Origin of the sequence: Sulfitobacter sp. LC.270.F.C4 (assembly GCF_032922545.1) — a bacterium.
GTDB classification, from domain to species: Bacteria; Pseudomonadota; Alphaproteobacteria; order Rhodobacterales; family Rhodobacteraceae; genus Sulfitobacter; species Sulfitobacter profundi.
The window spans coordinates 747,566-772,500 of record NZ_CP136692.1; the positions used below are offsets into that span (position 1 = coordinate 747,566).

Sequence of the window (24,935 nt, forward strand, 5' to 3'; positions counted from 1 at the left end):
GCCAATGATGCCTGAGCAACTGGCGTTTACAATCGAGGTCTTCATGAACGGGCTGATGGCCGGGGTGCTCTATGCGCTCGTGGCGCTTGGCTTCGTGCTGATCTACAAGGCTTCGGGCATTTTTAATTATGCTCAAGGTGTTATGGCGCTTTTTGCCGCGCTGACACTGGTCGGGATCATGGACGGGCAGGTGCCCTTTAGCCATCTGATTAACGCGATCCTCGGCACCGAGGTGCATCACTTCGGTTGGCATGTGCCCGCCTTCCTTGCCATCCTGCTGACGATGGTGGTGATGATCGTGCTGGCCTATTGCGTGCAGCGGTTCGTATTCCGCTACCTTGTGGGCCAAGAGCCGATCATTCTGTTCATGGCGACCATCGGTCTGGCCTATTTCCTTGAAGGCGTCGGCGATCTGATGTGGGGGTCTGAGATCAAGACGCTCGACGTGGGGCTGCCGCAGGGCATTAACATCTGGATTGATGAATTTACCTTTGACGCCACAGGCTACGGCTTCTTTATCGACAACCTCGATATCGTGGCCTCCATCGTCGCGGCGATCCTTGTGATTGGGTTGGTGATGTTCGCGCAATACACCAAGCAGGGCCGCGCCATGCGGGCTGTGGCGGACGACCATCAGGCCGCGCTGTCGGTGGGGGTCTCGCTCAACTTCATCTGGATCTTGGTCTGGTCGCTGGCGGGGTTCGTGGCCTTGGTCGCGGGCATCATGTGGGGCGCCAAGTCGGGCGTGCAGTTCTCGCTGTCGCTCATCGCGCTGAAGGCGCTGCCAGTGCTGATGTTGGGTGGCTTCACCTCGATCCCCGGTGCGATTGTCGGCGGGCTGATCATCGGTGTGGGTGAGAAATTGTTCGAATTCCTGATCGGTGCCCCCTTCCTGGGCGGCGCGACTGAGAACTGGTTCGCCTATATGCTGGCGCTGGTCTTCCTCGTCTTCCGCCCACAGGGCCTGTTTGGGGAGAAGATCATTGAACGGGTTTGATACAGGCATGATGCGCCACTGTGCATCCAACGACACAATGATCGCAGAAGGGAAATCAGTCTAATGTTCTATCGTGAAGCAGGCGATTTCAGCACGACTTACGCCGAAGACCAACAGACCTTTCCGATCAAATTCGACCGCTACCGTTACTATGTGGTGCTGTTCGTCGCGATCTTAGTCATTCCCTTTATGGTCAATGACTACTGGGTAAACTCGCTGTTCCTGCCCTTCCTGATCTACGCCATTGCGGCGATTGGGCTGAACATCCTTGTCGGCTATTGCGGGCAGGTGAGCCTTGGCACCGGGGGCTTCATGGCGGTGGGCGCTTACGCCTGCTACAAACTGATGACGGCGATGCCAGATGTGAGCATGTTCATCCATATCCTGCTCGCCGGGTTGATCACCGCCGCCGTTGGGGCGCTCTTCGGCCTGCCAAGCCTGCGGATTAAGGGGTTCTACCTTGCCGTGGCGACACTTGCGGCGCAGTTCTTCCTTGTGTGGCTGTTTAACCGGGTGCCGTGGTTCTACAACTACTCGGCCTCCGGCCAGATCAGCGCACCTGAGCGGGACACTTTTGGCATCCTGATCACCGGACCGAGCGCCGAAGCCTGGGCCACCTATATGTTCTGCCTGATTTTCACCGTCTTCTCGGCGCTGGTGGCGCGCAACCTGACGCGCGGCTCGGTGGGCCGTAAATGGATGGCGATCCGCGACATGGACATCGCCGCCGAGATCATCGGGGTGAACCCGCTGCGGGCGAAACTGACGGCCTTTGCGGTGAGCTCTTTCTTCATCGGCATCTCCGGCGCGTTGTTCTTTTCGATCTATCTCGGCGCGGTCGAAGTGGGCGAAGCCTTCGGCATCACCAAATCGTTCCTTGTGCTCTTTATGATCATCATCGGAGGATTGGGCAGCATCTTTGGCAGCTTTGCGGGGGCCGCATTCCTTGTGCTGCTGCCGGTGCTTCTGAAGATCGTCGGCGTCGACTGGCTGGGCTGGCCCACGGATATCGTGGCGCATTTGCAGCTTGTGATCGTCGGCGGGTTGATCATCATCTTCCTGATCGCAGAACCCCACGGGCTGGCGCAGCTCTGGCGCGTTGCCAAGGAAAAACTGAGATTGTGGCCCTTCCCGCACTAAGGGACGGCCATGAAAAGCGAGGCCGGAGGGAGGAAACCCGGCCCAAACACCCAAGTCGGACAATCCAAGGGAGGAAACACCGATGAAATATAAACTGGGAACACTGGCCGTAGCTGGCCTGATGGCCGCAAGCCCCGTGATGGCGGACCTTGTCTTTCCATCGCTGAGCTATCGTACCGGGCCCTACGCGGCGGGCGGCATCCCCTTCGCCGATGGCTACGCCGATTACTTCACGTTGCTGAACGAGCGTGACGGCGGCATCGGTGGCGAAACCATCCGTGTGCCAGAGTGCGAGACGGCCTATAACACCGAAAAAGGCGTTGAGTGCTACGAGTCGACCAAGGGCGAAGGCGCGCTGGTGTATCAGCCGCTCTCGACCGGCATCACCTACCAGCTGATCCCCAAAGTCACCGCAGACGACATCCCGATGCTGACATCGGGTCTGGGCCGTACCTCGGCCAAGAACGGCAACACTTTCAGCCACGTCTTTAACTTCCCTGCGAACTACTGGGATGGCGCGTCTGTTGCGATCAAGCACATCATGGAGCAGGAAGGCGGCAGCCTTGAGGGCAAGAAGATCGCGCTCGTGTACCACAACTCCGCCTATGGCAAGGAGCCGATCCGCACGCTGCAAGAGCTGAGCGAGAAGCATGGTTTCGAGCTGAAAGAAGTGCCCGTCGATCACCCCGGTCAGGAGCAGAAATCGCAGTGGCTGCAAATCCGCCGCGACAAGCCTGACTATGTGATCATGTATGGCTGGGGCGTGATGAACCAAGTTGCGGTTCAAGAAGCCGCCAACATCCGCTTCCCGATGGATAAGTTCATTGGCATCTGGTGGTCCGGTTCGGAAAACGACGTTCTGGCGGCGGGTGCCAAGGCCGATGGCTACAAGGCGCTGACCTTCCACAACGTGGGCTCCGACTATCCGCTCTATGACGATCTGCAGAAGTACGTCGTCGATGCGGGCAAAGCTGCCGGTGCAGGCGATCAGGTTGGTTCGGTGCTTTATAACCGTGGCGTCTATGCCGCCATGCTGGTGTCTGAAGCGGCCCGTACGGCGCAGGAAATCCACGGTGTGAGCGACATCTCCGGCGGCCAGATGCGCGACGGGATGGAGCAGCTTGAGATCACCGAAGAGAAGATGGCGGCGCTTGGCTTGCCGGACTTCGGGCCTGAGTTCTCGGTCTCCTGTGAAAACCATGGTGGCGAAGGCTTTGTCGCCGTGACCCAGTGGGATGCGGAAGCCAAGGAATGGAACCTCGTGTCGGACTTCATGCAGTCGGATCAAGACGTGATCCAGCCGCTGATCGATGCGGATAGCTCGGCCTATGCCGACGAAAACGCCATCGAAGGCAACTGCTAAGATACCGCTCCCGGCTGCCCTTCTGGGTGGCCGGGAACCTACCCAAGCGCCAAGAAAGGTCCTTCCCATGCTGGATGCCGCCAACACCAATGACGTCGCAGTCGACAACCTGCTTGAGGTCAACAATATCGAGGTGATCTACAACCACGTCATCCTCGTGCTGAAGGGCGTCAGCCTGAATGTGCCCAAGGGCGGCATCACCGCGCTGCTGGGCGGCAATGGCGCGGGCAAGACGACGACGCTCAAGGCGATCTCGGGGCTGCTGGCCTCGGAGCGAGGCGAGGTTACCAAAGGCTCGATCAAATACCGCGGCGGTCCGATCCAGCATCAGGATCCTGCCGAGACCGTGAAGAAAGGTGTCGTGCAGGTCATGGAAGGCCGTCACTGTTTTGAGCACCTCACCATCGAAGAAAACCTTCTGACCGGTGCCTATACCCGCACCGATGGCAATGCCGCGATCCAGCAGGACCTTGAGATGGTCTATAATTATTTCCCCCGCCTGAAAGAGCGCCGCCGCTCGCAGGCTGGCTATACCTCGGGCGGCGAGCAGCAGATGTGCGCCATTGGCCGCGCCCTGATGTCCCGGCCTGAGACGATCCTTTTGGACGAGCCGTCGATGGGCCTTGCGCCGCAACTGGTTGAGCAGATTTTCGAGATCGTGAAATCGGTGAACGAACAGGAGGGCGTGACCTTCTTGCTGGCCGAGCAGAACACCAACGTCGCGCTGCGCTTTGCGCATTACGGCTACATCCTCGAATCCGGTCGCGTGGTGATGGACGGCCCCGCCAAAGACCTGCGCGAGAACCAAGACGTGAAGGAATTCTACCTCGGCATGTCCGACGAAGGCCGCAAGAGCTTTCGCGACGTGCGCAGCTACCGCCGCCGCAAACGCTGGCTGAGTTAAGCCGGTACCCGACCGGACCAGAAAGACCCAAGACAAGACCAGAGCGGGCCTGTGCCCTCTCCAGTGATGCCATAGCAGGAAAGTGACAGGGATGCTGACCAAGCCCCATTTCGACGATCTGGAAACCCGCAGCGCCGACCAACGGGCGGCCGATTTGGCGCAGGCGCTGCCGCAGCAGATCGCCCGCGCACAGGGCTTGCCGGGTTATGGCGAGACGCTCAAAGGGGTGGACGCATCACAGATCACCTCAGCCGCCGCCCTAGCCGACCTCCCGGTGCTGCGCAAATCTGAGCTTGGCAAGGCGCAGGCGGGGCAGCCGCCCTTCGGCGGGTTCACGACCAAGCCGGTGACGGAGTTCAGCCATGTCTTCCAGTCGCCCGGCCCGATCTACGAGCCCTCCAGCAACGATCCTGACTGGTGGCGGATGGGGCGCTTCCTGCATGCCGCGGGCATCGGCGCGGGCGATGTGGTGCACAACTGCTTTGGCTACCACCTGACCCCTGCCGGCATGATTTTCGAATCCGGTGCGCGTGCGGTTGGGGCGACCGTCTTGCCCGCAGGCACTGGCCAGACCGAGCTACAGGTCACCGCCGCCCGTGATGTGGGCTCAACCGCCTATGCGGGCACGCCGGATTACCTCAAGGTGATCTTGGAAAAGGCCGATGCCATGGGGGTTGAGCTGAAAATCACCAAGGCGGCAGTCGGCGGCGGCGCGCTTTTCCCCAGCCTGCGGGCCTTCTATCAAGAGCGCGGTATCACCTGTTTGCAATCCTATGCCACCGCCGATCTGGGCAATATCGCCTATGAAAGCCCGGCGATGGAGGGGCTGATCGTCGACGAGCAGGTCATCGTCGAGATCGTCACTCCCGGCACCGGAATCCCGGTCGCGCCCGGTGAGGTCGGTGAGGTGGTGGTCACCACGCTGAACCCCGATTACCCGCTCATTCGCTTCGCCACTGGCGACCTTAGTGCCGTTTTGGAGGGCGAAAGCCCCTGTGGGCGGACCAACATGCGGATCAAGGGCTGGATGGGCCGCGCCGATCAGACCACCAAGATCAAGGGCATGTTCGTCCGGCCCGAGCAGGTGGCGGCACTGGTCGCCCAGCACGAGGAGATCCAAAAGGCCCGCGTCATCGCCAGCCGGGAAGGCGAGGCCGATGTGATGACAGTTCAGATCGAAACCGCCGGAGAGGACAAGGACGCCTATGCCCGATCCGTCGCCGATCTACTCAAGCTCAAGGGCCGGGTCGAGCTGGTTGCCCCCGGCAGCCTGCCGCGCGACGGGTTGGTGATCGAAGATACCCGCAGCTACGATTGAGGCGCGGCGTCGCGCCCTCTGGCATTTCCGAGTGAAATCGTCGAAATAGGGCGCATGACGCTGAACACCGCCTCCTCTGAGACGCCTCATCTGCGCCGCGCCCGCGACGGGCTGCGCGCGCTGTCGGCTGTCGCCCTGACCGTCGCCACCATCTGTGCGCTGCCGATGCTGGCGGTCCTGATCGCCGCGCTGAGCGGCGGGACGGAGACGGTGCAGCATCTGATCGACACGGTGCTGGGCCGCTACACGGTGACGACGCTGCTTTTGGTGCTGCTGGTATCTCTCGGCACCTTTGCCATCGGTGTGGGGGCGGCATGGCTGGTGACGATGACACGTTTCCCCGGCGCCAAGCTGTTGGAGATTGCACTGGTGTTGCCGCTGGCCTTCCCGGCCTATGTGCTGGCCTACGCCTATACCCATGTGCTCGACCATCCCGGCATTGTGCAGACCATGCTGCGCGACGTGACGGGCTGGGGCCCGCGTGACTACTGGTTCCCCGAGATCCGCTCGCTTGGCGGGGCGGCGGCGATGCTGGTGTTGGTGCTTTATCCTTACGTCTACCTGCTGGCCCGCGCCGCATTTCTGCAACAAAGCGGGACGACATTCCTGGCCGCCCGCGCGCTCGGCTCCAGCGCTTGGGCCGCGTTTTTCAAGGTCAGCTTGCCGCTGGCGCGGCCCGCCATTGCGGGCGGCGTGTTGCTGGCGGTGATGGAGACCATCGCCGATTTCGGCACCGTGGCCTATTTCGGCGTCCAGACCTTTGCCACCGGCATCTACACCAGCTGGTTCTCCATGTTCGACCGGGCCGCCGCCGCGCAACTGGCGCTTTGCCTGCTGAGTTTCGCGCTATTGCTGGCGATGCTGGAGCGGGCGCAGCGCGGCAAGGCCAAGTATCACGACCCCGCGCGTCGGACCCAATCCGCACCGCCAGCCGAGCTGAAAGGCTGGCAGGCCGCAGCGGCGATCGTGCTTTGTGGTGTGCCGGTGCTCTTTGGCGCGGTGCTGCCGGTGGTCATCCTCGTGACCATGGGGCTTGATAGCGAGCAGAGCCTTTTCAGCCCGCGCTACCTCGGTTTCATGCGCAATTCGGTGACGCTGGCGGGGGTCGCGGCTGCGCTGACGGTGCTGGCGGCGATCAGCGTGGGGTTTTACCGGCGGCTGCGCCCGGGCCGGGTCTCGCAGGGGGCGGCTTATGTCGCGCGGTTGGGCTATGCGGTGCCGGGCGGGGTGATCGCCGTGGGGCTGCTGGTGCCCTTCGCGGCCTTCGACAACGCGCTCGACGCTTGGATGCGCGAGACCTTTGATGTTTCCACCGGGCTTTTGATTACCGGTTCAATTTGGCTCTTGGTGCTGGCCTATCTGGTGCGCTTCCTCGCTGCGGCGCTTGGGGCCTATGAGGGCGGGCAGTCGATGGTGCATGCGAATATGGACGCCGCCGCGCGGTCACTGGGGCAGACGCCCTTGGGGACGCTGCGCCGGGTGCATCTGCCGATCCTTGCGCCGAGCCTGCTGACCGCGCTGCTGATCGTCTTTGTCGATGTGATGAAGGAACTGCCCGCCACGCTGATCATGCGGCCATTCAACTATGACACGCTGGCGGTGCAGGCCTACCGTTTGGCGAGTGATGAACGCTTGAACGGAGCGGCGGTGCCGAGCTTGGTGATCGTGGCGATGGGGCTGCTGCCGGTGATCCTGATCTGCCGGCAGGTGGGGCGGCAGCGGTAACGCGGAAGGGCCAGCGCCTGCCCGTGGGGTGGCGATCCTGACGTGCCTTGGTGCCACTTTAGGGTGCAATCTTGGTGTGTGTTCGCTAGGGCTTGCCCTGCCTCACCAAATCGCCTCCCCACGGGCAGGCGATGGCCCGGCGCCTGCGGCTTGATTCCGGGCCGGGGCGCGATGAGGGGGAGGGTGATGCCCGGGGTGCCCCCGGGCGGGCGCTTGCGGGAAGCGCCGCGCATAAAAAAAGGCGGGCCCGAAAGCCCGCCTTCTGCATTACTCGCTAGGTTGAATTATTCCCAGCCGACCGAGTTGAAGATCTTCTGCGCGGTGCCGATGTTCTCGGCCACGTCCGACAGGTTCACCTCGTCGGCTTTGAACTCACCCAACTGCTTGACGCTGTCGGCCAGTTCTACGCCTTCCACGGTGGGGAATTCATCGTTGCCCGCCGAGAAATAGACCTGCGCCTGATCGGAGGCGAGATACTCAAGGAATTTCACCGCGTTCTCACGGTTCGGGGCGTTCTTGGCCACGCCGCCGCCCGAGAGGTTCATATGCGCGCCGTTGCCTTCTTGGTCCGGCCAGATCAGGCCGATCTTGCCGATATCGGCGCTCACGCCGTCGACATCGGTGCGGATCGCGCGCGCGAAGTAATAGCTGTTGGAGACCGCGATGTCGCACTCACCCGAAACGATGCCGCGCAGCTGGTCGGTGTCGCCGCCTTGGGGTGCGCGCGCCATGTTGTCGACCACGCCCTGCGCCCATTCGGTCGCGGCTTCTTCGCCCTCATGGGTCACGATGGAGGCCAGCAGGGTCTGGTTGTAGGTGTTGGTCGAAGACCGGATGCAGACCTGACCTTTGTAAGCCGGATCGGCAAGATCCATGTAGGTCGCTGGCGGATTGTCCATCGTCTCTTTGTTGTAGAAGATGATCCGCGCGCGTTGGGACAGACCGAACCACTGGTTGTCGTCGTCCTGCAGGTTGCCGGGGATGCGCTCTTCGAGCGTGTCGCTCTCGACCGCTTGCAGCAGGTCCATGTCTTTGGCGCGCTTGAGGCGGCTGGTGTCCACGGTCAGCAGGACGTCGGCGGGGGAGTTCGCGCCTTCGGCTTCCATACGGGCCAGCAGTTCGTCGGCTTTGCCTTCGATGCGGTTGATGGTGATGCCGGTTGCTTCGGTAAAGTCGGAGTAGAGCCGCTCGTCAGTGTCGTAGTGACGCGAAGAGTAGAGATTCAACTCGCCATCGGCCAGCGCAGGAAGGGCCAGCGCCATCAGCGCGGCGGCGGCAGTCGATGTTTTGCAGAAGGTCATATCAGGGTCCTGTTCCATTTGGGATAACTTGACTGAAACAGTAAGAAACAGATTTTATCCGGCCCTGCAACCAATTCCGATAAATTTGGTCGGAAAGCCCCCGGCCGCATCAGGCCGAGGGCTAAGCGGTCAGTCTTTGCCGCCGATTTTGTCTTGGGTCTTGGTGTCGAAATCGCTGGCGTCGTGCCGCTCATGCAGTTGCATCGACAGGTCGTCGCCGAAGGCGCGGTTGACCATACGGCCCCGGGTCACGGCAGGGCGTGCGTCAATCGCTTCGGCCCAACGCATGACGTTTTTGTAAGAGGTCACGTCAAGGAACTCAGCCGCCGAATAGAGCCGCCCGAGCACCAATTGACCATACCAGCTCCAGATCGCCATATCGGCGATGGAGTATTCATCGGCGAAATACTCATGCTCGGCCAAATGCTTGTCCATCACATCAAGCTGACGCTTGGTTTCCATCGCGAAACGGTTGATGGGGTATTCGAACTTCTCTGGGGCGTAGGCGTAGAAATGGCCGAAGCCGCCGCCAAGGTAGGGCGCGCTGCCCATCTGCCAAAAGAGCCACGACAGCGCCTCGGTCCGGCGGGCGGGGTCTTGGGGCAGAAAGGCGCCAAACTTCTCAGCGAGATAGAGCAGGATCGCCCCCGATTCGAAGACCCGCTGGGGCGCATCGCCAGAGTGGTCCATCAGCGCGGGTATTTTGGAGTTGGGGTTCACCTCGACAAAGCCCGAACCGAACTGATCGCCCTCGGAAATATCAATCAGCCATGCGTCGTATTCAGCCGCCTTATGGCCCGCCTCTAGCAGCTCTTCGAACATCACCGTGACTTTGACGCCATTGGGCGTGGCGAGGGAATAAAGCTGAAAGGGGTGGTCGCCGACGGGCAGGTCCTTGTCATGGGTCGCACCGGCGATGGGCCGGTTGGTGCTGGCGAATTTGCCGCCGCTTTCTGATTCCCATTTCCAAACCTTTGGGGGCGTATATTCGGGCGTGTCCGACATGATGGTCTTCCTTGTTATTCAAGTCTGCTTTGAAGGTGGGGTTTTGCGCCGGGGTTGCAAGCCGTTATCCGCAACGAAAAAGGCCGCCCCCGAAGGAGCGGCCTTTAATTCTAAAAAGCTGCGAAGCTCAGCCCTGACGGGCTTTGAACCGGCGCTGCGTCTTGTTGATGACGTAAACGCGGCCTTTGCGACGCACAACACGGCAATCGCGATGCCGATTCTTGAGCGAGCGGAGCGAATTGCGAACCTTCATGGTCGTCTCCTCATGTCGTGGCGCGGGCCAGCGCCTGGGTTGCGGGCAACCTGCCAAAGGCAGGTCGATGAATAATGGTGGGCGATACTGGGATCGAACCAGTGACCCCTTCGATGTCAACGAAGTGCTCTACCGCTGAGCTAATCACCCACTTTTAAGCGTTTCCATACCGGCCCCAAAACTAAATGGGGCGCGAAATTTCGCGCCGTTGGGGTGCTATAAAAGGAGTCGGCGACGGGATCAAGGGCTTTTGGAGCGGAATAAACACGCTATGTTCGACTTAGAAGGAATTATTATGCCGATGACCGCCTACGAAGTACTGCATCCCGACCGAAACCGCTCTTGCGTGGTCTTTGCCTCGCCCCATTCGGGTCGGGATTATGCGGCGTCTTTCCTGCGGCGGTCGGTTTTGGACGAACATGCGATCCGCTCGTCCGAGGATGCTTTTGTCGATCTGTTGTTCGATTGCGCGCCGCTGCATGGGGCCTCTTTCATCAAAGCTGGTGCGCCGCGGGCCTATATCGACCTCAACCGCGCGCCAGAGGAGTTGGACCCATCGGTCATCGAAGGGATCCCGCGGCAGGGTCATAACCCGCGCGTGGCCTCGGGGCTTGGGGTGATTCCCCGCGTGGTGGCCAATGGTCGGGCGATTTATCGTGGCAAGCTTTCCCAAGAGGAGGCGCAGCTGCGCATCGACAGCTACTGGCGGCCCTATCACGCGAAATTGCAGGAGTTGCTGAGCGGGGCGCATCGCCGTCACGGGCAGGCGGTGCTGGTCGATTGCCACTCCATGCCGCATGAGGCGATGGATGGCGTCGCGCGCGGCGGGATGCGGCGGCCCGATGTCGTGTTGGGCGACCGCTTTGGCGCGGCGGCGGGGGGGGAGGTGGTCGACCGGATCGAAGCCGCCTTTGTCGAGGCGGGGTTCGTGGTGACGCGCAATTCGCCCTTTGCCGGGGCCTATATTACCCAAGCCTATGGCCGTCCCTCGCGCGGGCAGCATGCCGTGCAGGTCGAGATCGACCGGGCGCTCTATATGAACGAGCGGTTGATTCGGCCCAACGGTGCTTTCGAGGCGGTGCAGGCAGCGTTGCAGCGTGTGGTGGCCGAAGTGGCGCAGATCGGACAGCAGCGGCTTCCCCTCGCTGCGGAGTAGGTCAGCGCAGGGCGCGGCCTTTCACGATTGCTTTATCGCCGAAACGGCTGCGAATGTTGTCGGCTGCGCGTTCGGCGCGGCTGCGCTGTGCGGCTCCGGGATCAAGTAGATCGCCGGCCATATCCGCCCCCTCTGCGCCCGAAGAATCCGATAGCCCCACGCCGATCAGCCGATAGGCGCTATTGTGGTCGACCTGATCGAACAGGGCGCGGGCGGTGCGATAAATGCGGTCGGCCAGTTGCGTCGGATCGTGCAGCGACAGGCGGCGTGTTAGCAAAGAGTGATCGGCGCGCTTCAGTTTTAGCGTCACCACCCGGCCTGCCATCTCTTTCGCCTTGGCACGGTCCGCCACCTTTTCCGCCAAGCGCCAGATGTGGCCATCGAGAATCTCTGCATCGCCGGTATCGTCAGAAAATGTTGTCTCATTGCTGATCGACTTTACCGGACGGTGCCGCGACACGCGCCGTTTGTCTTGCCCGCGCGCGAGATGCCACAGCCGGTCGCCCATGCTGCCAAAGCGGGCGATGAGATCGGTCTGGTCCCACCGCAACAGATCGGAAAAACTGCGGATGCCGGCCTTTTCCAGCGCGGTCTGCGTGGCGGCCCCGACGCCCCAGATCATGCCCACCGGTTTGTCGCGCAAAAACGCCGCCGTTTCGCCGGCGCCGATGACAGAGAACCCATGCGGCTTGTCGAGGTCCGAGGCGACCTTGGCCAGAAACTTGTTATGACTCAGCCCGATAGAACCTGTCAGCCCCAGTTCCACCTTCATCCGCCGCACCAAACGCGCCAGCATCACCGCCGGGGGCTGACCGTGCAGCCGCGCGGTGCCGGTCATATCGAGAAATGCTTCGTCCAGCGACAAGGGCTCAATCGCCGGGGTCATCTCTTCCATCATCGCGCGAATCGCGCGGGAGGCTTCGACATAGACCTCCATGCGTGGCTTGATGATCACCGCCTCGGGGCACAGCTTGAGCGCCTGAAACATCGGCATGGCCGAGCGCACGCCCCGTATCCGCGCAACATAGCAGGCGGTCGACACGACCCCGCGCCGCCCGCCGCCGATGATGACGGGTTTGCCAGCCAGTTCGGGATTGTCGCGTTTTTCCACCGAGGCATAGAAGGCATCGCAATCCATATGGGCGATTGACAGGTCGAAGAGTTCCGGGTGGGACAGCACACGCGGGCTGCCACAGCGCGGACAGCGCCGCGCCGGAGCGATTTCAGAAAGACAGTCGCGACAGAGGGTAGCCATGAGTACACCGGGAGGGCAGGGTTCGGGCGACAATTCTAACCAGATCGCGAGGGATTTAACATGGGCTTTGATGGCGCAAAGCTGGCGCTGTACCTTGGAGAGAAGCTGGCCGTGATCCTGCGCGATGACACGCCGGGCCTGCCCTTTGCGGATCATTGGGATCTGCCCGGTGGGGGCCGCGAGGGGGCAGAGACCCCGCTGGCCTGCGCGCTGCGCGAATGCCGCGAAGAGTTGGGGATCGTGGTGCCCGAAGACGCGGTGATCTGGCAAGGCAGTTTTGATGAGGCGGGGCGGATCAAATGGTTCTTCGTTGCGCGCTTGCCTGCCGAGGCCGAGGCCCAGATTGTCTTTGGCGACGAGGGGCAGCGCTGGCGTTTGATGACGCAGGATGAGTTTCTGACCCACCCCCGAGCGGTGCCCGCATTTCAGGACCGTTTGCGGGTCTATCTGGCGCAAAGCGCGACAGAAAAAGACCAGCACTAGAGGGGGAAATAAAGGCCCCCCGCCTGCGTGAGCGGGGGGAGGTGACGAACATCAGGAAGAACCAGTTCGTCGGGGAGTATCACCTGAGTTCAACATAACATGTTACGCGGTTTTCGCCTAACATTGATGGCCGCCCCCGCGGCGCATCCCGGCGCGCTGTGGTCGATTTGCTACAGGGCGAGGGAGGTTCTTGTTAAAGTTCAGAAATTTCCTGAAGCACGGCGCGGGCAGCGGCAGCGGGGTCTTCGGCCTGCCAGATCGGGCGGCCCACCACGATGTGATCGGCGCCATCCGCGATGGCCTGACCGGGGGTGGCGACCCGTTTCTGATCGCCCAATGCGGCACCTTGGGGGCGCACGCCCGGCGTGACGATAAGCTTGCCGTTTGCTTCGGGGAGGGCGCGGATCGCGGCGGCCTCTTGAGGGGAGGCGATGACGCCATCCGCGCCTGCGTCCAACGCGCGGCCCGCACGGGTCAGCACCAGATCGCCCAGATTGCCCGGTTGGATCAGCGCGGCGTCAAGGTCGGCGCGGTCAAGCGAGGTGAGGATCGTGACGGCGAGGATCTTCATGTCGGTGCCGGCGGCACCTTGCTTGGCCGCCGCCACCACATGCGGGTCGCCGTGGACGGTCAGGAAATCCAGATCGAACTGGGCCAGCCCGCGCACCGCCGCCTCAACGGTGGCACCGATGTCGAAAAGCTTCATATCAAGGAAGATGCGCTTGCCATGTTCCTGTTTCAGTTCATTGGCCAAGGCCAAGCCGCCGCCCGTCAGCATGCCGAGGCCGATTTTGTAAAAGCCCACCGCATCGCCGAGCTTTTCGGCCAGTTCCAGCCCCGCGACCGCATGGGGAACATCAAGGGCGACAATCAGACGGTCATCAGACATGCGAGGGCTCCTGCCAATTTTCAAACGGCTTTGACCTACGCCGCGGCGCGGGGCAAGTCCATCATTCATGCAATAGGGGCGCAAAAAAATAGGGGCGCAAAAAAGAGGCCCGAACACCGCGTTGCGGGGTCCGGGCCAAGTGATCAGAGACTTAGCAGGCAGGCACCGGTCTCTGGTATGCGGAACGCCACATCGGGACAGATGAGGTGGCAGCAGGTCCGCGGGCAGCCGCGCGGCAGGCAGGTGCCGCACGGAAGAGGGTTAGGCTGCGTCGCGGCCGGGGAGGTCCATGACCTCTTCCAACCAACGCAGCGGATCGAAGCTGCGGCGTCCGGCCCGCTGAGCGGGGACGTGGCGCAGGACTTCGGAACTCAAACCACGTTTCTGGGCGTGGCGGCGGAGCGCTTGACGGGACAGGCCGTCAGCGGCATCGCGGTATGACATGGTAATCGGGGCATCGATGGCACAAGCGTAGCGGCGCAGCTGCTCCCCGTCTTGGACGGTCACCAGCGCTTCGAAACACTGAGTGGCCGCATTGTAGGTGACTTCTGTCAACTGGATAGGGCGCGTCTGCATCGTTTCACCTCTTGTGTTCTTCTGAACCTTGGCAGGCTTTGTCGTCCTGCTCTCGTCTGGGGAATAAACGCGAGAGGCAGCCAAATGGTTTCATTATGGTTACACTTTCTGTGGATAAAGGTTAACAATGTATTTATATCAATGGCATAGGATGGTATTTTTTGACGCAAAGTTGCCGTATTTTCGCCTTATTGGCTGAATTCTTCCTATTGGCGGCTTCTTTGGCGGCGGTATTTTGCGCCCGTACGGTCTTGAACCCGCAGCACCGCTTCCCAAATTGATACCGAGGCTCAGACCGCTGCGTGCCACATATCGGGCGCGGCATTTTGGAGCGCTTGTAGAAAAGGAGAGACCCATGGACTTGAGCAAGTTCACGGAAAGATCGCGCGGCTTTATTCAAGCGGCGCAAACCATTGCGACACGGGAAAGCCATCAGCGGCTGTCCCCTGAACATGTACTCAAAGCACTGCTGGACGACGACCAAGGGCTGGCGCGCAACCTGATCGCGGCCTCGGGCGGCGATGGTGCGCGCGTGATGCAGGCGCTTGACCTCGCGCTTGGCAAAATCCCGAAAGTCACCGGCGATGCGGGGCAGGTCTATTTGGACGGCACCACCGCCAAAGTGTTGGCTGAGGCCGAAACCATGGCCAAGAAAGCGGGCGATAGTTTTGTCACTGTCGAACGCATTCTGACCGCGCTTTGCATGGTGAAGTCCGGCGCGAAGACGGCGTTGGAAGCGGGCAAAGTAACGGCTCAAGCCCTGAACACCGCGATCAATGATGTGCGCAAGGGACGCAAGGCCGACAGCGCCACCGCCGAAGACAGCTATGAGGCTTTGGAGAAATACAGCCTCGACCTGACCGCGCGGGCCGAAGAGGGCAAGATTGACCCTATCATTGGCCGGGATGAGGAAATCCGCCGCGCGATGCAGGTGCTGAGCCGCCGGACCAAGAACAACCCGGTGCTGATCGGTGAGCCGGGTGTGGGTAAGACCGCCATTGCCGAAGGCTTGGCCCTGCGGATCGTGCACGGTGACGTGCCTGAATCTCTGCGCAACAAACGCCTGCTCGCGCTCGACATGGGCGCGCTGATCGCCGGGGCGAAATACCGTGGCGAGTTCGAGGAGCGGCTGAAGGCGGTTCTGACCGAGGTGACCGAAGCCGCGGGCGAGGTGATCTTGTTCATCGACGAGATGCACACGCTGGTCGGTGCCGGTAAGGCCGACGGCGCGATGGATGCGTCGAACCTGCTGAAACCTGCGCTGGCGCGGGGTGAGCTGCACTGTGTGGGTGCCACCACGCTCGAAGAATACCGCAAATATGTCGAGAAAGACGCAGCACTTGCGCGGCGGTTCCAGCCAGTAATCGTGCAGGAGCCGACGGTGGAGGACACCGTTTCGATCCTGCGTGGCATCAAAGAGAAGTATGAGTTGCACCACGGTGTGCGCATTTCCGACACCGCGCTGGTCGCGGCGGCGACGCTGAGCCATCGCTATATCACCGACCGTTTCTTGCCCGACAAGGCGATCGACCTGATGGACGAAGCCGCCAGCCGTCTGCGCATGGAAGTCGACAGCAAACCCGAAGAACTGGACGCGCTGGACCGTCAGATCCTGCAGCTTCAGATCGAAGCCGAAGCGCTGAAGAAAGAAGACGATACCGCGTCCAAGGATCGGTTGGAGGCTTTGCAGAAAGACCTGAGCGATCTGCAAGACCGCAGCGCCGAGATGACGGCGCAGTGGCAGGCCGAGCGGGACAAGCTGGCCGGTGCGCGCGACATCAAGGAAAAGCTGGACCATGCGCGGGCCGACCTCGACATTGCTAAACGCGAAGGCAACCTCGCGCGCGCGGGCGAGCTATCTTATGGCGTGATCCCGCAGTTGGAGCGCGACCTTGAAGCCGCCGAGGGCCGCGAAGACGACATGATGGTCGAAGAGGCCGTGCGCCCGGATCAGATTGCCAGCGTCGTCGAGCGTTGGACCGGTATCCCTGCCGGCAAAATGCTGGAAGGGGAGCGGGACAAGCTGTTGCGGATGGAGGAGCAATTGCATGATCGGGTGATCGGTCAGAGCGCGGCTGTCAAAGCGGTCGCCAATGCCGTGCGCCGTGCGCGGGCGGGGCTGAACGACGAAAACCGCCCGCTTGGCAGCTTCCTCTTCCTAGGGCCGACTGGCGTGGGTAAGACCGAATTGACCAAGGCCGTGGCCGAGTTTCTCTTTGACGACGACAATGCGATGGTCCGCATCGACATGTCCGAGTTTATGGAGAAGCATTCGGTGGCCCGTCTGATCGGTGCCCCTCCGGGCTATGTCGGCTATGACGAGGGCGGTGTGCTGACCGAAGCGGTGCGGCGGCGTCCTTATCAGGTCGTGCTTTTTGATGAGGTCGAAAAGGCGCATCCGGATGTCTTCAACGTGCTGTTGCAGGTGCTCGACGATGGTGTGCTGACCGATGGTCAGGGCCGCACGGTCGACTTCAAGCAGACGCTGATCATCCTGACCTCAAACCTCGGGGCGCAGGCGCTGAGCCAACTGCCCGAGGGCGGTGACATGGCCGGGGCCAAGCGCGACGTGATGGACGCGGTCCGGGCGCATTTCCGGCCTGAGTTCCTGAACCGTCTGGACGAGACGATCATCTTTGACCGTCTGGGCCGTGCGGATATGGACGGGATCGTCGATATCCAGATGGCACGGCTGCTCAAGCGGCTTGCGGGGCGGAAGATCACGCTTGATCTGGATGATGCTGCGCGGAAATGGCTGGCGGATGAGGGCTATGATCCGGTCTTCGGCGCGCGGCCACTCAAGCGGGTGATCCAGCGCACCGTGCAGGATCCGCTGGCTGAGATGCTGCTGGCCGGAGACGTGAAAGACGGCGATACCGTCACCGTCCGTGCCGGGGCCGATGGGTTGATCATTGGCGATCAGGTGGCCGCGTCGAACCGGCCCAAACCGGATGATGCCACGGTGCATTAAACGCCCAAGACGTTAAGAAAGGCCGGGGTTTTCCCGGCCTTTTTGCTTGGACTAAAACCCGCGAAAGGCGCCCATTATTCGCCAATCGCTTCCTTCACGATGGTATCTAGCAGGGTTTGCACCTCTTGCATCGCGCCCTCAGGGAAGGCGCGGTAGCCGACGGTCACCTCGTCGCTCTCTGGCAGTTGCATCACGAAAATGTCGTAGGGGCAAAAGCCGATGTTCATCACATCCGCCTCCATCACCTTGCGCGACAGCGCGGCCGAGCAAAAGCTGAACACCTCCGCCGCCTCGAACAGCACCACGTCAGAGCCGACATCCGCGCGTGTGCGGTCCAGCATCTCACCCACATGGCTGACGTTTTCGGGGATCAGCCCTTGGTTCAGGATCGCATTCTCCACCCCAAAGGTCACATCGCCGAAGCTCTGATCCGTGGTATAAGTGACCATCTCATCCGCCTGCGCGGCGCTGGCCAGCATCAGACCGGCGGCAAAAAGGAAACGGATCATGGCGGCACTCCTTTAATAACGGCGCCTAACATTCCGGTGTGCTGGCTGAAATCCGGGCGAAAGGATTTGGTGCCACCCGCGGCGGGCGCTAACTTCTATTGAGTATAGTAGGGAGTGCTGAAATGGCCAATCGCTGGATCAATCGACTGACAGACCGAGACGTGACCGACGAGGCGCAGTACTTTAACCGGCGTCAGATCATGGGCGGCGCGATGGCGGGGCTTGGTCTGGCCGGCTTGGGGCAGGGGGCCATGGCCCAAGAGGAGCTTACCCCGAATGACTATGAGGACATCACCCAATACAACAATTACTACGAATTCGGCACCGGCAAGGGTGACCCCGCGAAATACGCAGGGAGCCTGACGACCAAGCCGTGGACAGTGACCATCGAAGGGATGGTCGACAAGCCAGGCGATTACGCTTTTGAGGACATCATGAAGGCCATGACCATCGAAGAGCGCATCTACCGCCTGCGCTGCGTCGAAGCTTGGTCGATGGTGGTGCCGTGGAACGGGTTCGAGTTGGCCGATCTCCTGAATATGGCCGGGGTGCAATCCGGTGCGAAATACGTCGCGTTCGAGACGGCCTACCGGCCTGAGGAAATGCCCGGCGTCCGCTTCCCCGTGCTCGACTGGCCCTATGTCGAAGGGCTGCGTCTGGATGAGGCGATGCATCCGCTGACAATCATGGCCACCGGCATCTATGGCAAAGACATCCCGAACCAGAACGGCGCGCCGCTGCGTTTGGTGGTGCCGTGGAAATATGGCTACAAGTCGATCAAATCCGTCGTGCGGATCACCCTGACAGACAAACAGCCGCCCACCAGCTGGAACAAGGCCGCGCCGCGGGAATACGGCTTCTACAGTAACGTAAACCCCGACGTGAGCCATCCGCGTTGGTCGCAGGCCGATGAGCGCCCCATCGGTGGCGGGCTGTTTGCGCGGCGTCAGCCGACGTTGATGTTCAACGGCTACGAAGAAGAGGTGGCAGGGCTCTACGAGGGCATGGACCTGACCGCGAACTTCTGATGCGCGACACACTATATATGCACAGAGCTTTTGACCGCCTCGGCGGACGCGTGTTGCCCGGGGTGGCCGTGTGATGGCGGGGGCGATTGACACTCTGAACAGTCTCGCCCGCCGCGTTCCGGTTTGGTCCGTCTATCTGCTGCTGGCCCTGCCGATCCCGTGGTTCTTCTATCAGGGGCTCAACGGTGGGCTGGGTCGTGACCCGGTGAAGGGGTTGGAGCATCTCTATGGCCTATGGGCGCTGCGCCTTTTGATTGCTGGGCTGATTGTTACCCCCCTACGCCGGACACTTGGGCTGAACTTACTGCGCTTTCGCCGAGCCATTGGCGTTATGACCTTTGTCTATGCGCTTGCGCATCTCACCGTCTGGGCCGTGTTGGATGTGCAGACGCTCTCGCGAGTTTGGACGGATATTCTAAAGCGGCCCTATATCACCATTGGTATGGCGGGGTTCCTCTGTCTGATCCCCTTGGCGGCCACCTCCAACAACTGGTCCCTGCGCAAGCTTGGCGCCCGCTGGCGCAAACTCCACCGTCTTACCTATGTCGCGGCGCTGCTGGCGGCGCTTCATTTTCTATGGCTGGCAAAGGGTCTTCAATTGGAACCGCTGATCTACGCCGGAGTGATCTTGGCGCTCTTGATCTACCGCCTTCCCTTCAAGCGCATCCGGCAGAGGCTTTCGCAGGGCGGGGTGAATCGGATTCGCAGTTAAGAGCCGTGATTCACGCCCCTGAATCGCGCCTATGGGCTCTATGGCCTGTGGATAACTGGTGGCGTTAACATAATGGGGCTGCGCAAGTGGGGATAGGGCAAGATTGCGCAAATGATTTAAGGTGTTAAGTTACTGTTATAATTGGGCTTTGAAGTCATTTCACAAAAACTCCACAAAACCTCAAAAAATGGCTTGCGGGTTTCTGTCACTCGCCTTAGAACCCCCTCTACCGGCGGCGCAGAGATGCAGCGGCGGGGCGCCAGACGGGGCGGACGGGAGCGGAGACGCTGAGTTCGGTTCGGAAGGTGGATAAAAATTCGAGGTATTAGGGCGGGGCGCGCCAAGAAGTTAGGGCGCATCTCAGTTTCTTTTGTCTCAACGCTGTTTGAAAATTTGATATCTGAAGAGATATGTGGGCGGTTTGGTTCATTCGATGGATCAACGTCTGTATATCGCGCTCTTAGGGTTTAGGCCCGATGATAGAGTGTCAGCTTCACTGTTTGGACGGCTTTCGACTACTTTGTAGTCTCAAGCACAACAAACAGAGAATGGCTTGTATCTTTCAGTAAGGGATACAGGTCGATGTGCAGAGGTTCGACGTCAAGGATAAGCTAGCAATAGCTTTTCAACTTGAGAGTTTGATCCTGGCTCAGAACGAACGCTGGCGGCAGGCCTAACACATGCAAGTCGAGCGAGACCTTCGGGTCTAGCGGCGGACGGGTTAGTAACGCGTGGGAACGTGCCCTTCTCTGCGGAATAGCCACTGGAAACGGTGAGTAATACCGCATACGCCCTTCGGGGGAAAGATTTATCGGAGAAGGATCGGCCCGCGTTAGATTAGATAGTTGGTGGGGTAATGGCCTACCAAGTCTACGATCTATAGCTGGTTTTAGAGGATGATCAGCAACACTGGGACTGAGACACGGCCCAGACTCCTACGGGAGGCAGCAGTGGGGAATCTTAGACAATGGGCGCAAGCCTGATCTAGCCATGCCGCGTGTGTGATGAAGGTCTTAGGATCGTAAAGCACTTTCGCCAGGGATGATAATGACAGTACCTGGTAAAGAAACCCCGGCTAACTCCGTGCCAGCAGCCGCGGTAATACGGAGGGGGTTAGCGTTGTTCGGAATTACTGGGCGTAAAGCGTACGTAGGCGGATCAGAAAGTAAGGGGTGAAATCCCAGGGCTCAACCCTGGAACTGCCTCTTAAACTCCTGGTCTTGAGTTCGAGAGAGGTGAGTGGAATTCCAAGTGTAGAGGTGAAATTCGTAGATATTTGGAGGAACACCAGTGGCGAAGGCGGCTCACTGGCTCGATACTGACGCTGAGGTACGAAAGTGTGGGGAGCAAACAGGATTAGATACCCTGGTAGTCCACACCGTAAACGATGAATGCCAGTCGTCGGGCAGTATACTGTTCGGTGACACACCTAACGGATTAAGCATTCCGCCTGGGGAGTACGGTCGCAAGATTAAAACTCAAAGGAATTGACGGGGGCCCGCACAAGCGGTGGAGCATGTGGTTTAATTCGAAGCAACGCGCAGAACCTTACCAACCCTTGACATCCTGTGCTAACCCGAGAGATCGGGCGTTCACTTCGGTGACGCAGTGACAGGTGCTGCATGGCTGTCGTCAGCTCGTGTCGTGAGATGTTCGGTTAAGTCCGGCAACGAGCGCAACCCACATCCTTAGTTGCCAGCAGTTCGGCTGGGCACTCTAAGGAAACTGCCCGTGATAAGCGGGAGGAAGGTGTGGATGACGTCAAGTCCTCATGGCCCTTACGGGTTGGGCTACACACGTGCTACAATGGCAGTGACAATGGGTTAATCCCCAAAAGCTGTCTCAGTTCGGATTGGGGTCTGCAACTCGACCCCATGAAGTCGGAATCGCTAGTAATCGTGGAACAGCATGCCACGGTGAATACGTTCCCGGGCCTTGTACACACCGCCCGTCACACCATGGGAGTTGGTTCTACCCGACGGCCGTGCGCCAACCTTTCGAGGAGGCAGCGGACCACGGTAGGATCAGCGACTGGGGTGAAGTCGTAACAAGGTAGCCGTAGGGGAACCTGCGGCTGGATCACCTCCTTTCTAAGGATGTTCCTAGCAGCGAGACTTGTCTCACTCGTGGAACACTTAGCAAGTCGGCAAACAAAGCCGACTATATTAGAACCGAGCCGTCCTCATATCTCTTCAGAAATAGGTCCTGCGCTGACGGCGTAGGTCTCAAAAGTTTGGGGCCTTAGCTCAGCTGGGAGAGCGCCTGATTTGCATTCAGGAGGTCAGGAGTTCGATCCTCCTAGGCTCCACCAAGCCTTTTGCAGAGCAAAAGGCGTCGCCCTGGCAGTCGTTGCGCAGCAACGATGAGAAGGGCAGCGTATAAGGCCCTTATTACCTCAACCACTAAGGGCTGGTTCCTCTCGGGCCCTTCCTTCGGAATGCCCTTCCGGAACGACGAGTTTTGCCTTAGGCAAAATCTCTTGCACAACTCGCACATTGCTTCGCAATATGCTGTTTGTGCGACGTGCGCGCCTCCGGCGCACACTGGGTCGGTAGCTCAGGTGGTTAGAGCGCACGCCTGATAAGCGTGAGGTCGGAGGTTCAAGTCCTCCTCGACCCACCATCTTCCCTAAGGTGGTACACGGAACATACCTTCAAGCACATACAGTGTGTTTGAACGTCTGTTCCCGGATGAAGCATCGCTTCGTCCTTCAGACGAATTGACATCGTAAAGAGAGATACTAACAACATGTTTGATCGCCCCGCGTTAGGGGATGATCTCGGTTGCTGCCCTTCGGGGCCGGTGTTTGACGGGCTGTTTCCTCGGCCTTTCTGACATATCGCGATCGAAACGAATATGTTGTCCAAGTCAAGTACACTAACCAGAGCGATGACGCGGACCTCCTGCACGGACGGTTCGCTATCTGCATCGCTCATTGTCCAGACGATAGTCTGGGCGGGTAAAAGTATGCTTTTGATACAGGATAAAGAGGATCAGTTTCTTACCAGCTTCTGATCTTCGCGCGAGACGCTAAGTCTTGCTTTTTCTGGATCAAATCAAGCGCGAAAAGGGCGTTTGGTGAATGCCTTGGCAGTAAGAGGCGATGAAAGACGTGATACTCTGCGATAAGCCATGGGGAGCTGAGAATAAGCTTTGATCCATGGATTTCTGAATGGGGCAACCCACCTGATACTTTGTTATTACTGCACTTCGGTGCAGCTAATAACTTGGTAAACCAGGTATTTTTAGGCTGAATATATAGGCTTAAAAAGGCAAACCCGGGGAACTGAAACATCTAAGTACCCGGAGGAAAGGAAATCAATATGATACTCCCCTAGTAGCGGCGAGCGAACGGGGACCAGCCGAGCCATGAGTGTGGTTAGAATGCGTTGGAATGCGCAACCAAAGTGGGTGATAGTCCCGTATAAGAAGCATGATTGGACGTATTAAGTAGGGCGGAACACGTGAAATTCTGTCTGAAGATCGGAGGACCACCTTCGAAGGCTAAGTACTCCTTACTGACCGATAGTGAACCAGTACCGTGAGGGAAAGGTGAAAAGCACCCCGACGAGGGGAGTGAAACAGTACCTGAAACCGAACGCCTACAAACAGTTGGAGGGACCTTGCGTCCTGACAGCGTACCTTTTGTATAATGGGTCATCGACTTGGTCTCACGAGCAAGCTTAAGCCGTTAGGTGTAGGCGTAGCGAAAGCGAGTCTTAATAGGGCGTTGAGTTCGTGGGATCAGACCCGAAACCGAGTGATCTAGGCATGGCCAGGTTGAAGATAAGGTAACACTTATTGGAGGACCGAACCCACATCTGTTGAAAAAGATCGGGATGAGCTGTGCCTAGGGGTGAAAGGCCAATCAAACTCGGAGATAGCTGGTTCTCTGCGAAATCTATTTAGGTAGAGCGTCGACCGAATACCCTCGGGGGTAGAGCACTGGATGGGTAATGGGGCCCCACAGGCTTACTGATCCTAACCAAACTCCGAATACCGAGGAGTACTAGTCGGCAGACACACGGCGAATGCTAACGTCCGTCGTGAAGAGGGAAACAACCCTAACCTCCAGCTAAGGCCCCTAATTCATGGCTAAGTGGGAAAGCAGGTGAGACGACCAAAACAACCAGGAGGTTGGCTTAGAAGCAGCCATCCTTTAAAGATAGCGTAACAGCTCACTGGTCTAAATAAGTTGTCTTGCGGCGAAGATGTAACGGGGCTCAAGCCATGAGCCGAAGCTGAGGATGCATTTATTGCATGGTAGCAGAGCGTAGTGTGACATAGTTCCATGTGTCCTTACCTACACTTGTTCGTTTGGTTTACCCCAACCGGACCGTAGGATTGGACACAAGGAGCTTTCTGTGAAGCTGGCGCGTGAGCGATCCGGTGGAGAGATCACTAGTGAGAATGATGACATGAGTAGCGACAAAGAGTGTGAGAGACACTCTCGCCGAAAGTCCAAGGGTTCCTGCTTAAAGCTAATCTGAGCAGGGTAAGCCGACCCCTAAGGCGAGGCCGAAAGGCGTAGTCGATGGGAACCAGGTTAATATTCCTGGGCCAGATGGAAGTGACGGATCTCGAGGGTAGTTCATCCTTATCGGATTGAATGGGCTGCTTAGAGGTCCCTGGAAATAGCTCCATCGCTAGATCGTACCCTAAACCGACACAGGTGGACAGGTAGAGAATACCAAGGCGCTTGAGAGAACTATGTTGAAGGAACTCGGCAAAATACCTCCGTAAGTTCGCGAGAAGGAGGCCCGGTTTCTAGGCAACTAGAGGCTGGGGGCACAAACCAGGGGGTGGCGACTGTTTATTAAAAACACAGGGCTCTGCGAAGTCGCAAGACGACGTATAGGGTCTGACGCCTGCCCGGTGCCTGAAGGTTAAAAGGAGGGGTGAGAGCTCTGAATTGAAGCCCAGGTAAACGGCGGCCGTAACTATAACGGTCCTAAGGTAGCGAAATTCCTTGTCGGGTAAGTTCCGACCTGCACGAATGGCGTAACGACTTCCCCGCTGTCTCCAACATAGACTCAGCGAAATTGAATTACCGGTCAAGATGCCGGTTACCCGCGGTTAGACGGAAAGACCCCGTGCACCTTTACTACAGCTTCACACTGGCATTAGGCCGAACATGTGCAGGATAGGTGGTGGGCTTTGAAACCGAGACGCCAGTCTCGGTGGAGCCTCCCTTGAGATACCACCCTTGTTCTGCTTGATGTCTAACCGCGGACCGTTATCCGGTTCCGGGACCCTGTGTGGCGGGTAGTTTGACTGGGGCGGTCGCCTCCTAAATCGTAACGGAGGCGCGCGAAGGTTGGCTCAGAGCGGTCGGAAATCGCTCGTTGAG

General features: G+C 59.5%; 18 protein-coding genes, 3 tRNA genes and 2 rRNA genes (1 of these 23 cut by a window edge). 15 read left to right on the top strand and 8 right to left on the bottom strand.

Features of this window, described 5'->3' with window-relative positions; genetic code table 11:
* The first annotated feature begins 7 nt into the window (after nt 1–7).
* The 6 genes from R1T45_RS07470 to R1T45_RS07495 all read left to right on the top strand — a co-directional run bounded on the left by R1T45_RS07470 (nt 8) and on the right by R1T45_RS07495 (nt 7,447).
* Complete coding sequence (locus tag R1T45_RS07470) at nt 8–997, top strand: branched-chain amino acid ABC transporter permease (RefSeq protein ID WP_132444191.1); 990 nt, start codon at nt 8–10, stop codon at nt 995–997.
* 63 nt (nt 998–1,060) lie between these two features.
* On the top strand, nt 1,061–2,137 hold the full coding sequence (locus R1T45_RS07475) for a branched-chain amino acid ABC transporter permease (RefSeq protein WP_317390542.1): 1,077 nt from the start codon (nt 1,061–1,063) through the stop codon (nt 2,135–2,137).
* An 82-nt stretch (nt 2,138–2,219) separates the two neighbouring features.
* Nucleotides 2,220–3,500: an ABC transporter substrate-binding protein gene (locus tag R1T45_RS07480; protein WP_067630058.1), complete on the top strand. Its 1,281-nt coding sequence runs from the start codon at nt 2,220–2,222 to the stop codon at nt 3,498–3,500.
* 67 nt (nt 3,501–3,567) lie between these two features.
* Nucleotides 3,568–4,404 (top strand): ABC transporter ATP-binding protein, encoded by an 837-nt coding sequence (locus R1T45_RS07485; RefSeq protein ID WP_067630052.1) that lies wholly within the window; start codon nt 3,568–3,570, stop codon nt 4,402–4,404.
* A gap of 91 nt (nt 4,405–4,495) precedes the next feature.
* Nucleotides 4,496–5,722, top strand: coding sequence for a phenylacetate--CoA ligase family protein (locus tag R1T45_RS07490; RefSeq protein ID WP_120350063.1), 1,227 nt, complete (start codon nt 4,496–4,498; stop codon nt 5,720–5,722).
* Between the two features lie 54 nt (nt 5,723–5,776).
* Nucleotides 5,777–7,447, top strand: coding sequence for an ABC transporter permease (locus R1T45_RS07495; protein WP_260011269.1), 1,671 nt, complete (start codon nt 5,777–5,779; stop codon nt 7,445–7,447).
* Between the two features lie 284 nt (nt 7,448–7,731).
* On the opposite strand, the gene R1T45_RS07500 is transcribed toward R1T45_RS07495, so the two are convergent.
* From R1T45_RS07500 to R1T45_RS07515, 4 genes are all read right to left on the bottom strand, one after another.
* Nucleotides 7,732–8,748 carry a Fe(3+) ABC transporter substrate-binding protein gene (locus tag R1T45_RS07500; RefSeq protein WP_132444155.1) on the bottom strand — a complete coding sequence of 339 codons (1,017 nt, stop codon included), beginning with the start codon at nt 8,746–8,748 and terminating at the stop codon, nt 7,732–7,734.
* Between the two features lie 129 nt (nt 8,749–8,877).
* A complete protein-coding gene (yghU, locus tag R1T45_RS07505; protein WP_260011272.1) occupies nt 8,878–9,753 on the bottom strand; it encodes a glutathione-dependent disulfide-bond oxidoreductase in 876 nt (291 codons plus the stop codon).
* Between the two features lie 127 nt (nt 9,754–9,880).
* The gene (gene ykgO / locus R1T45_RS07510) at nt 9,881–10,006 is read right to left on the bottom strand and encodes a type B 50S ribosomal protein L36 (protein ID WP_005850168.1); all 126 of its coding nucleotides are present in this window, start codon (nt 10,004–10,006) and stop codon (nt 9,881–9,883) included.
* A 75-nt stretch (nt 10,007–10,081) separates the two neighbouring features.
* Nucleotides 10,082–10,156 (bottom strand) — tRNA-Val (locus R1T45_RS07515).
* A gap of 145 nt (nt 10,157–10,301) precedes the next feature.
* Between R1T45_RS07515 and R1T45_RS07520 the strand changes: the two genes are divergently transcribed.
* The gene (locus R1T45_RS07520; RefSeq protein WP_067630037.1) at nt 10,302–11,162 is read left to right on the top strand and encodes an N-formylglutamate amidohydrolase; all 861 of its coding nucleotides are present in this window, start codon (nt 10,302–10,304) and stop codon (nt 11,160–11,162) included.
* 1 nt (nt 11,163) lies between these two features.
* Here the strand turns inward: R1T45_RS07520 and R1T45_RS07525 are convergent, their stop codons facing one another.
* Nucleotides 11,164–12,417 (bottom strand): DNA polymerase IV, encoded by a 1,254-nt coding sequence (locus tag R1T45_RS07525; RefSeq protein WP_317390543.1) that lies wholly within the window; start codon nt 12,415–12,417, stop codon nt 11,164–11,166.
* A gap of 60 nt (nt 12,418–12,477) precedes the next feature.
* On the opposite strand from R1T45_RS07525, the gene R1T45_RS07530 reads away from it, so the two are divergent.
* Entirely contained in the window at nt 12,478–12,900 is a 423-nt protein-coding gene (locus R1T45_RS07530; protein ID WP_132444158.1) for an NUDIX hydrolase, read from the top strand.
* 193 nt (nt 12,901–13,093) lie between these two features.
* On the opposite strand, the gene pyrF is transcribed toward R1T45_RS07530, so the two are convergent.
* Nucleotides 13,094–13,789, bottom strand: a complete 696-nt coding sequence (pyrF, locus tag R1T45_RS07535) for an orotidine-5'-phosphate decarboxylase (protein ID WP_317390544.1) — start codon at nt 13,787–13,789, stop codon at nt 13,094–13,096.
* Between the two features lie 261 nt (nt 13,790–14,050).
* The gene (locus R1T45_RS07540; RefSeq protein ID WP_132444159.1) at nt 14,051–14,365 is read right to left on the bottom strand and encodes an orotidine 5-phosphate decarboxylase; all 315 of its coding nucleotides are present in this window, start codon (nt 14,363–14,365) and stop codon (nt 14,051–14,053) included.
* 355 nt (nt 14,366–14,720) lie between these two features.
* Here R1T45_RS07540 and clpB point away from each other — a divergent pair, with 355 nt between their 5' ends.
* Nucleotides 14,721–17,336, top strand: a complete 2,616-nt coding sequence (gene clpB / locus R1T45_RS07545; protein WP_067630019.1) for an ATP-dependent chaperone ClpB — start codon at nt 14,721–14,723, stop codon at nt 17,334–17,336.
* Nucleotides 17,337–17,410: 74 nt separating this feature from the next.
* On the opposite strand, the gene R1T45_RS07550 is transcribed toward clpB, so the two are convergent.
* Nucleotides 17,411–17,845 (bottom strand): hypothetical protein, encoded by a 435-nt coding sequence (locus tag R1T45_RS07550; protein ID WP_067630017.1) that lies wholly within the window; start codon nt 17,843–17,845, stop codon nt 17,411–17,413.
* Nucleotides 17,846–17,967: 122 nt separating this feature from the next.
* Between R1T45_RS07550 and msrP the strand changes: the two genes are divergently transcribed.
* From msrP to R1T45_RS07580, 6 genes are all read left to right on the top strand, one after another.
* The gene (gene msrP, locus R1T45_RS07555; protein WP_317390545.1) at nt 17,968–18,873 is read left to right on the top strand and encodes a protein-methionine-sulfoxide reductase catalytic subunit MsrP; all 906 of its coding nucleotides are present in this window, start codon (nt 17,968–17,970) and stop codon (nt 18,871–18,873) included.
* A 73-nt stretch (nt 18,874–18,946) separates the two neighbouring features.
* Nucleotides 18,947–19,585 carry a protein-methionine-sulfoxide reductase heme-binding subunit MsrQ gene (gene msrQ, locus R1T45_RS07560; protein WP_132444161.1) on the top strand — a complete coding sequence of 213 codons (639 nt, stop codon included), beginning with the start codon at nt 18,947–18,949 and terminating at the stop codon, nt 19,583–19,585.
* A gap of 626 nt (nt 19,586–20,211) precedes the next feature.
* Nucleotides 20,212–21,675, top strand: a 16S ribosomal RNA gene (locus R1T45_RS07565).
* A gap of 145 nt (nt 21,676–21,820) precedes the next feature.
* Nucleotides 21,821–21,896 (top strand) — tRNA-Ala (locus tag R1T45_RS07570).
* A gap of 234 nt (nt 21,897–22,130) precedes the next feature.
* A tRNA-Ile gene (locus R1T45_RS07575) sits at nt 22,131–22,207 on the top strand.
* 432 nt (nt 22,208–22,639) lie between these two features.
* A 23S ribosomal RNA gene (locus tag R1T45_RS07580) occupies nt 22,640–24,935 on the top strand (it continues 563 nt past the right edge of the window).
* Together the 16S and 23S rRNA genes with 2 tRNA genes alongside form the textbook arrangement of a ribosomal RNA operon.

Bases quoted from the DNA above. Each gene is read 5' to 3' on its own strand.
- R1T45_RS07470 (WP_132444191.1), top strand. From the start codon at position 8: ATGCCTGAGCAACTGGCGTTTACAATCGAGGTCTTCATGAACGGGCTG.
- R1T45_RS07475 (WP_317390542.1), top strand. From the start codon at position 1,061: ATGTTCTATCGTGAAGCAGGCGATTTCAGCACGACTTACGCCGAAGAC.
- R1T45_RS07480 (WP_067630058.1), top strand. From the start codon at position 2,220: ATGAAATATAAACTGGGAACACTGGCCGTAGCTGGCCTGATGGCCGCA.
- R1T45_RS07485 (WP_067630052.1), top strand. From the start codon at position 3,568: ATGCTGGATGCCGCCAACACCAATGACGTCGCAGTCGACAACCTGCTT.
- R1T45_RS07490 (WP_120350063.1), top strand. From the start codon at position 4,496: ATGCTGACCAAGCCCCATTTCGACGATCTGGAAACCCGCAGCGCCGAC.
- R1T45_RS07495 (WP_260011269.1), top strand. From the start codon at position 5,777: ATGACGCTGAACACCGCCTCCTCTGAGACGCCTCATCTGCGCCGCGCC.
- R1T45_RS07500 (WP_132444155.1), bottom strand. From the start codon at position 8,748: ATGACCTTCTGCAAAACATCGACTGCCGCCGCCGCGCTGATGGCGCTG.
- yghU (WP_260011272.1), bottom strand. From the start codon at position 9,753: ATGTCGGACACGCCCGAATATACGCCCCCAAAGGTTTGGAAATGGGAA.
- ykgO (WP_005850168.1), bottom strand. From the start codon at position 10,006: ATGAAGGTTCGCAATTCGCTCCGCTCGCTCAAGAATCGGCATCGCGAT.
- R1T45_RS07520 (WP_067630037.1), top strand. From the start codon at position 10,302: ATGCCGATGACCGCCTACGAAGTACTGCATCCCGACCGAAACCGCTCT.
- R1T45_RS07525 (WP_317390543.1), bottom strand. From the start codon at position 12,417: ATGGCTACCCTCTGTCGCGACTGTCTTTCTGAAATCGCTCCGGCGCGG.
- R1T45_RS07530 (WP_132444158.1), top strand. From the start codon at position 12,478: ATGGGCTTTGATGGCGCAAAGCTGGCGCTGTACCTTGGAGAGAAGCTG.
- pyrF (WP_317390544.1), bottom strand. From the start codon at position 13,789: ATGTCTGATGACCGTCTGATTGTCGCCCTTGATGTTCCCCATGCGGTC.
- R1T45_RS07540 (WP_132444159.1), bottom strand. From the start codon at position 14,365: ATGCAGACGCGCCCTATCCAGTTGACAGAAGTCACCTACAATGCGGCC.
- clpB (WP_067630019.1), top strand. From the start codon at position 14,721: ATGGACTTGAGCAAGTTCACGGAAAGATCGCGCGGCTTTATTCAAGCG.
- R1T45_RS07550 (WP_067630017.1), bottom strand. From the start codon at position 17,845: ATGATCCGTTTCCTTTTTGCCGCCGGTCTGATGCTGGCCAGCGCCGCG.
- msrP (WP_317390545.1), top strand. From the start codon at position 17,968: ATGGCCAATCGCTGGATCAATCGACTGACAGACCGAGACGTGACCGAC.
- msrQ (WP_132444161.1), top strand. From the start codon at position 18,947: ATGGCGGGGGCGATTGACACTCTGAACAGTCTCGCCCGCCGCGTTCCG.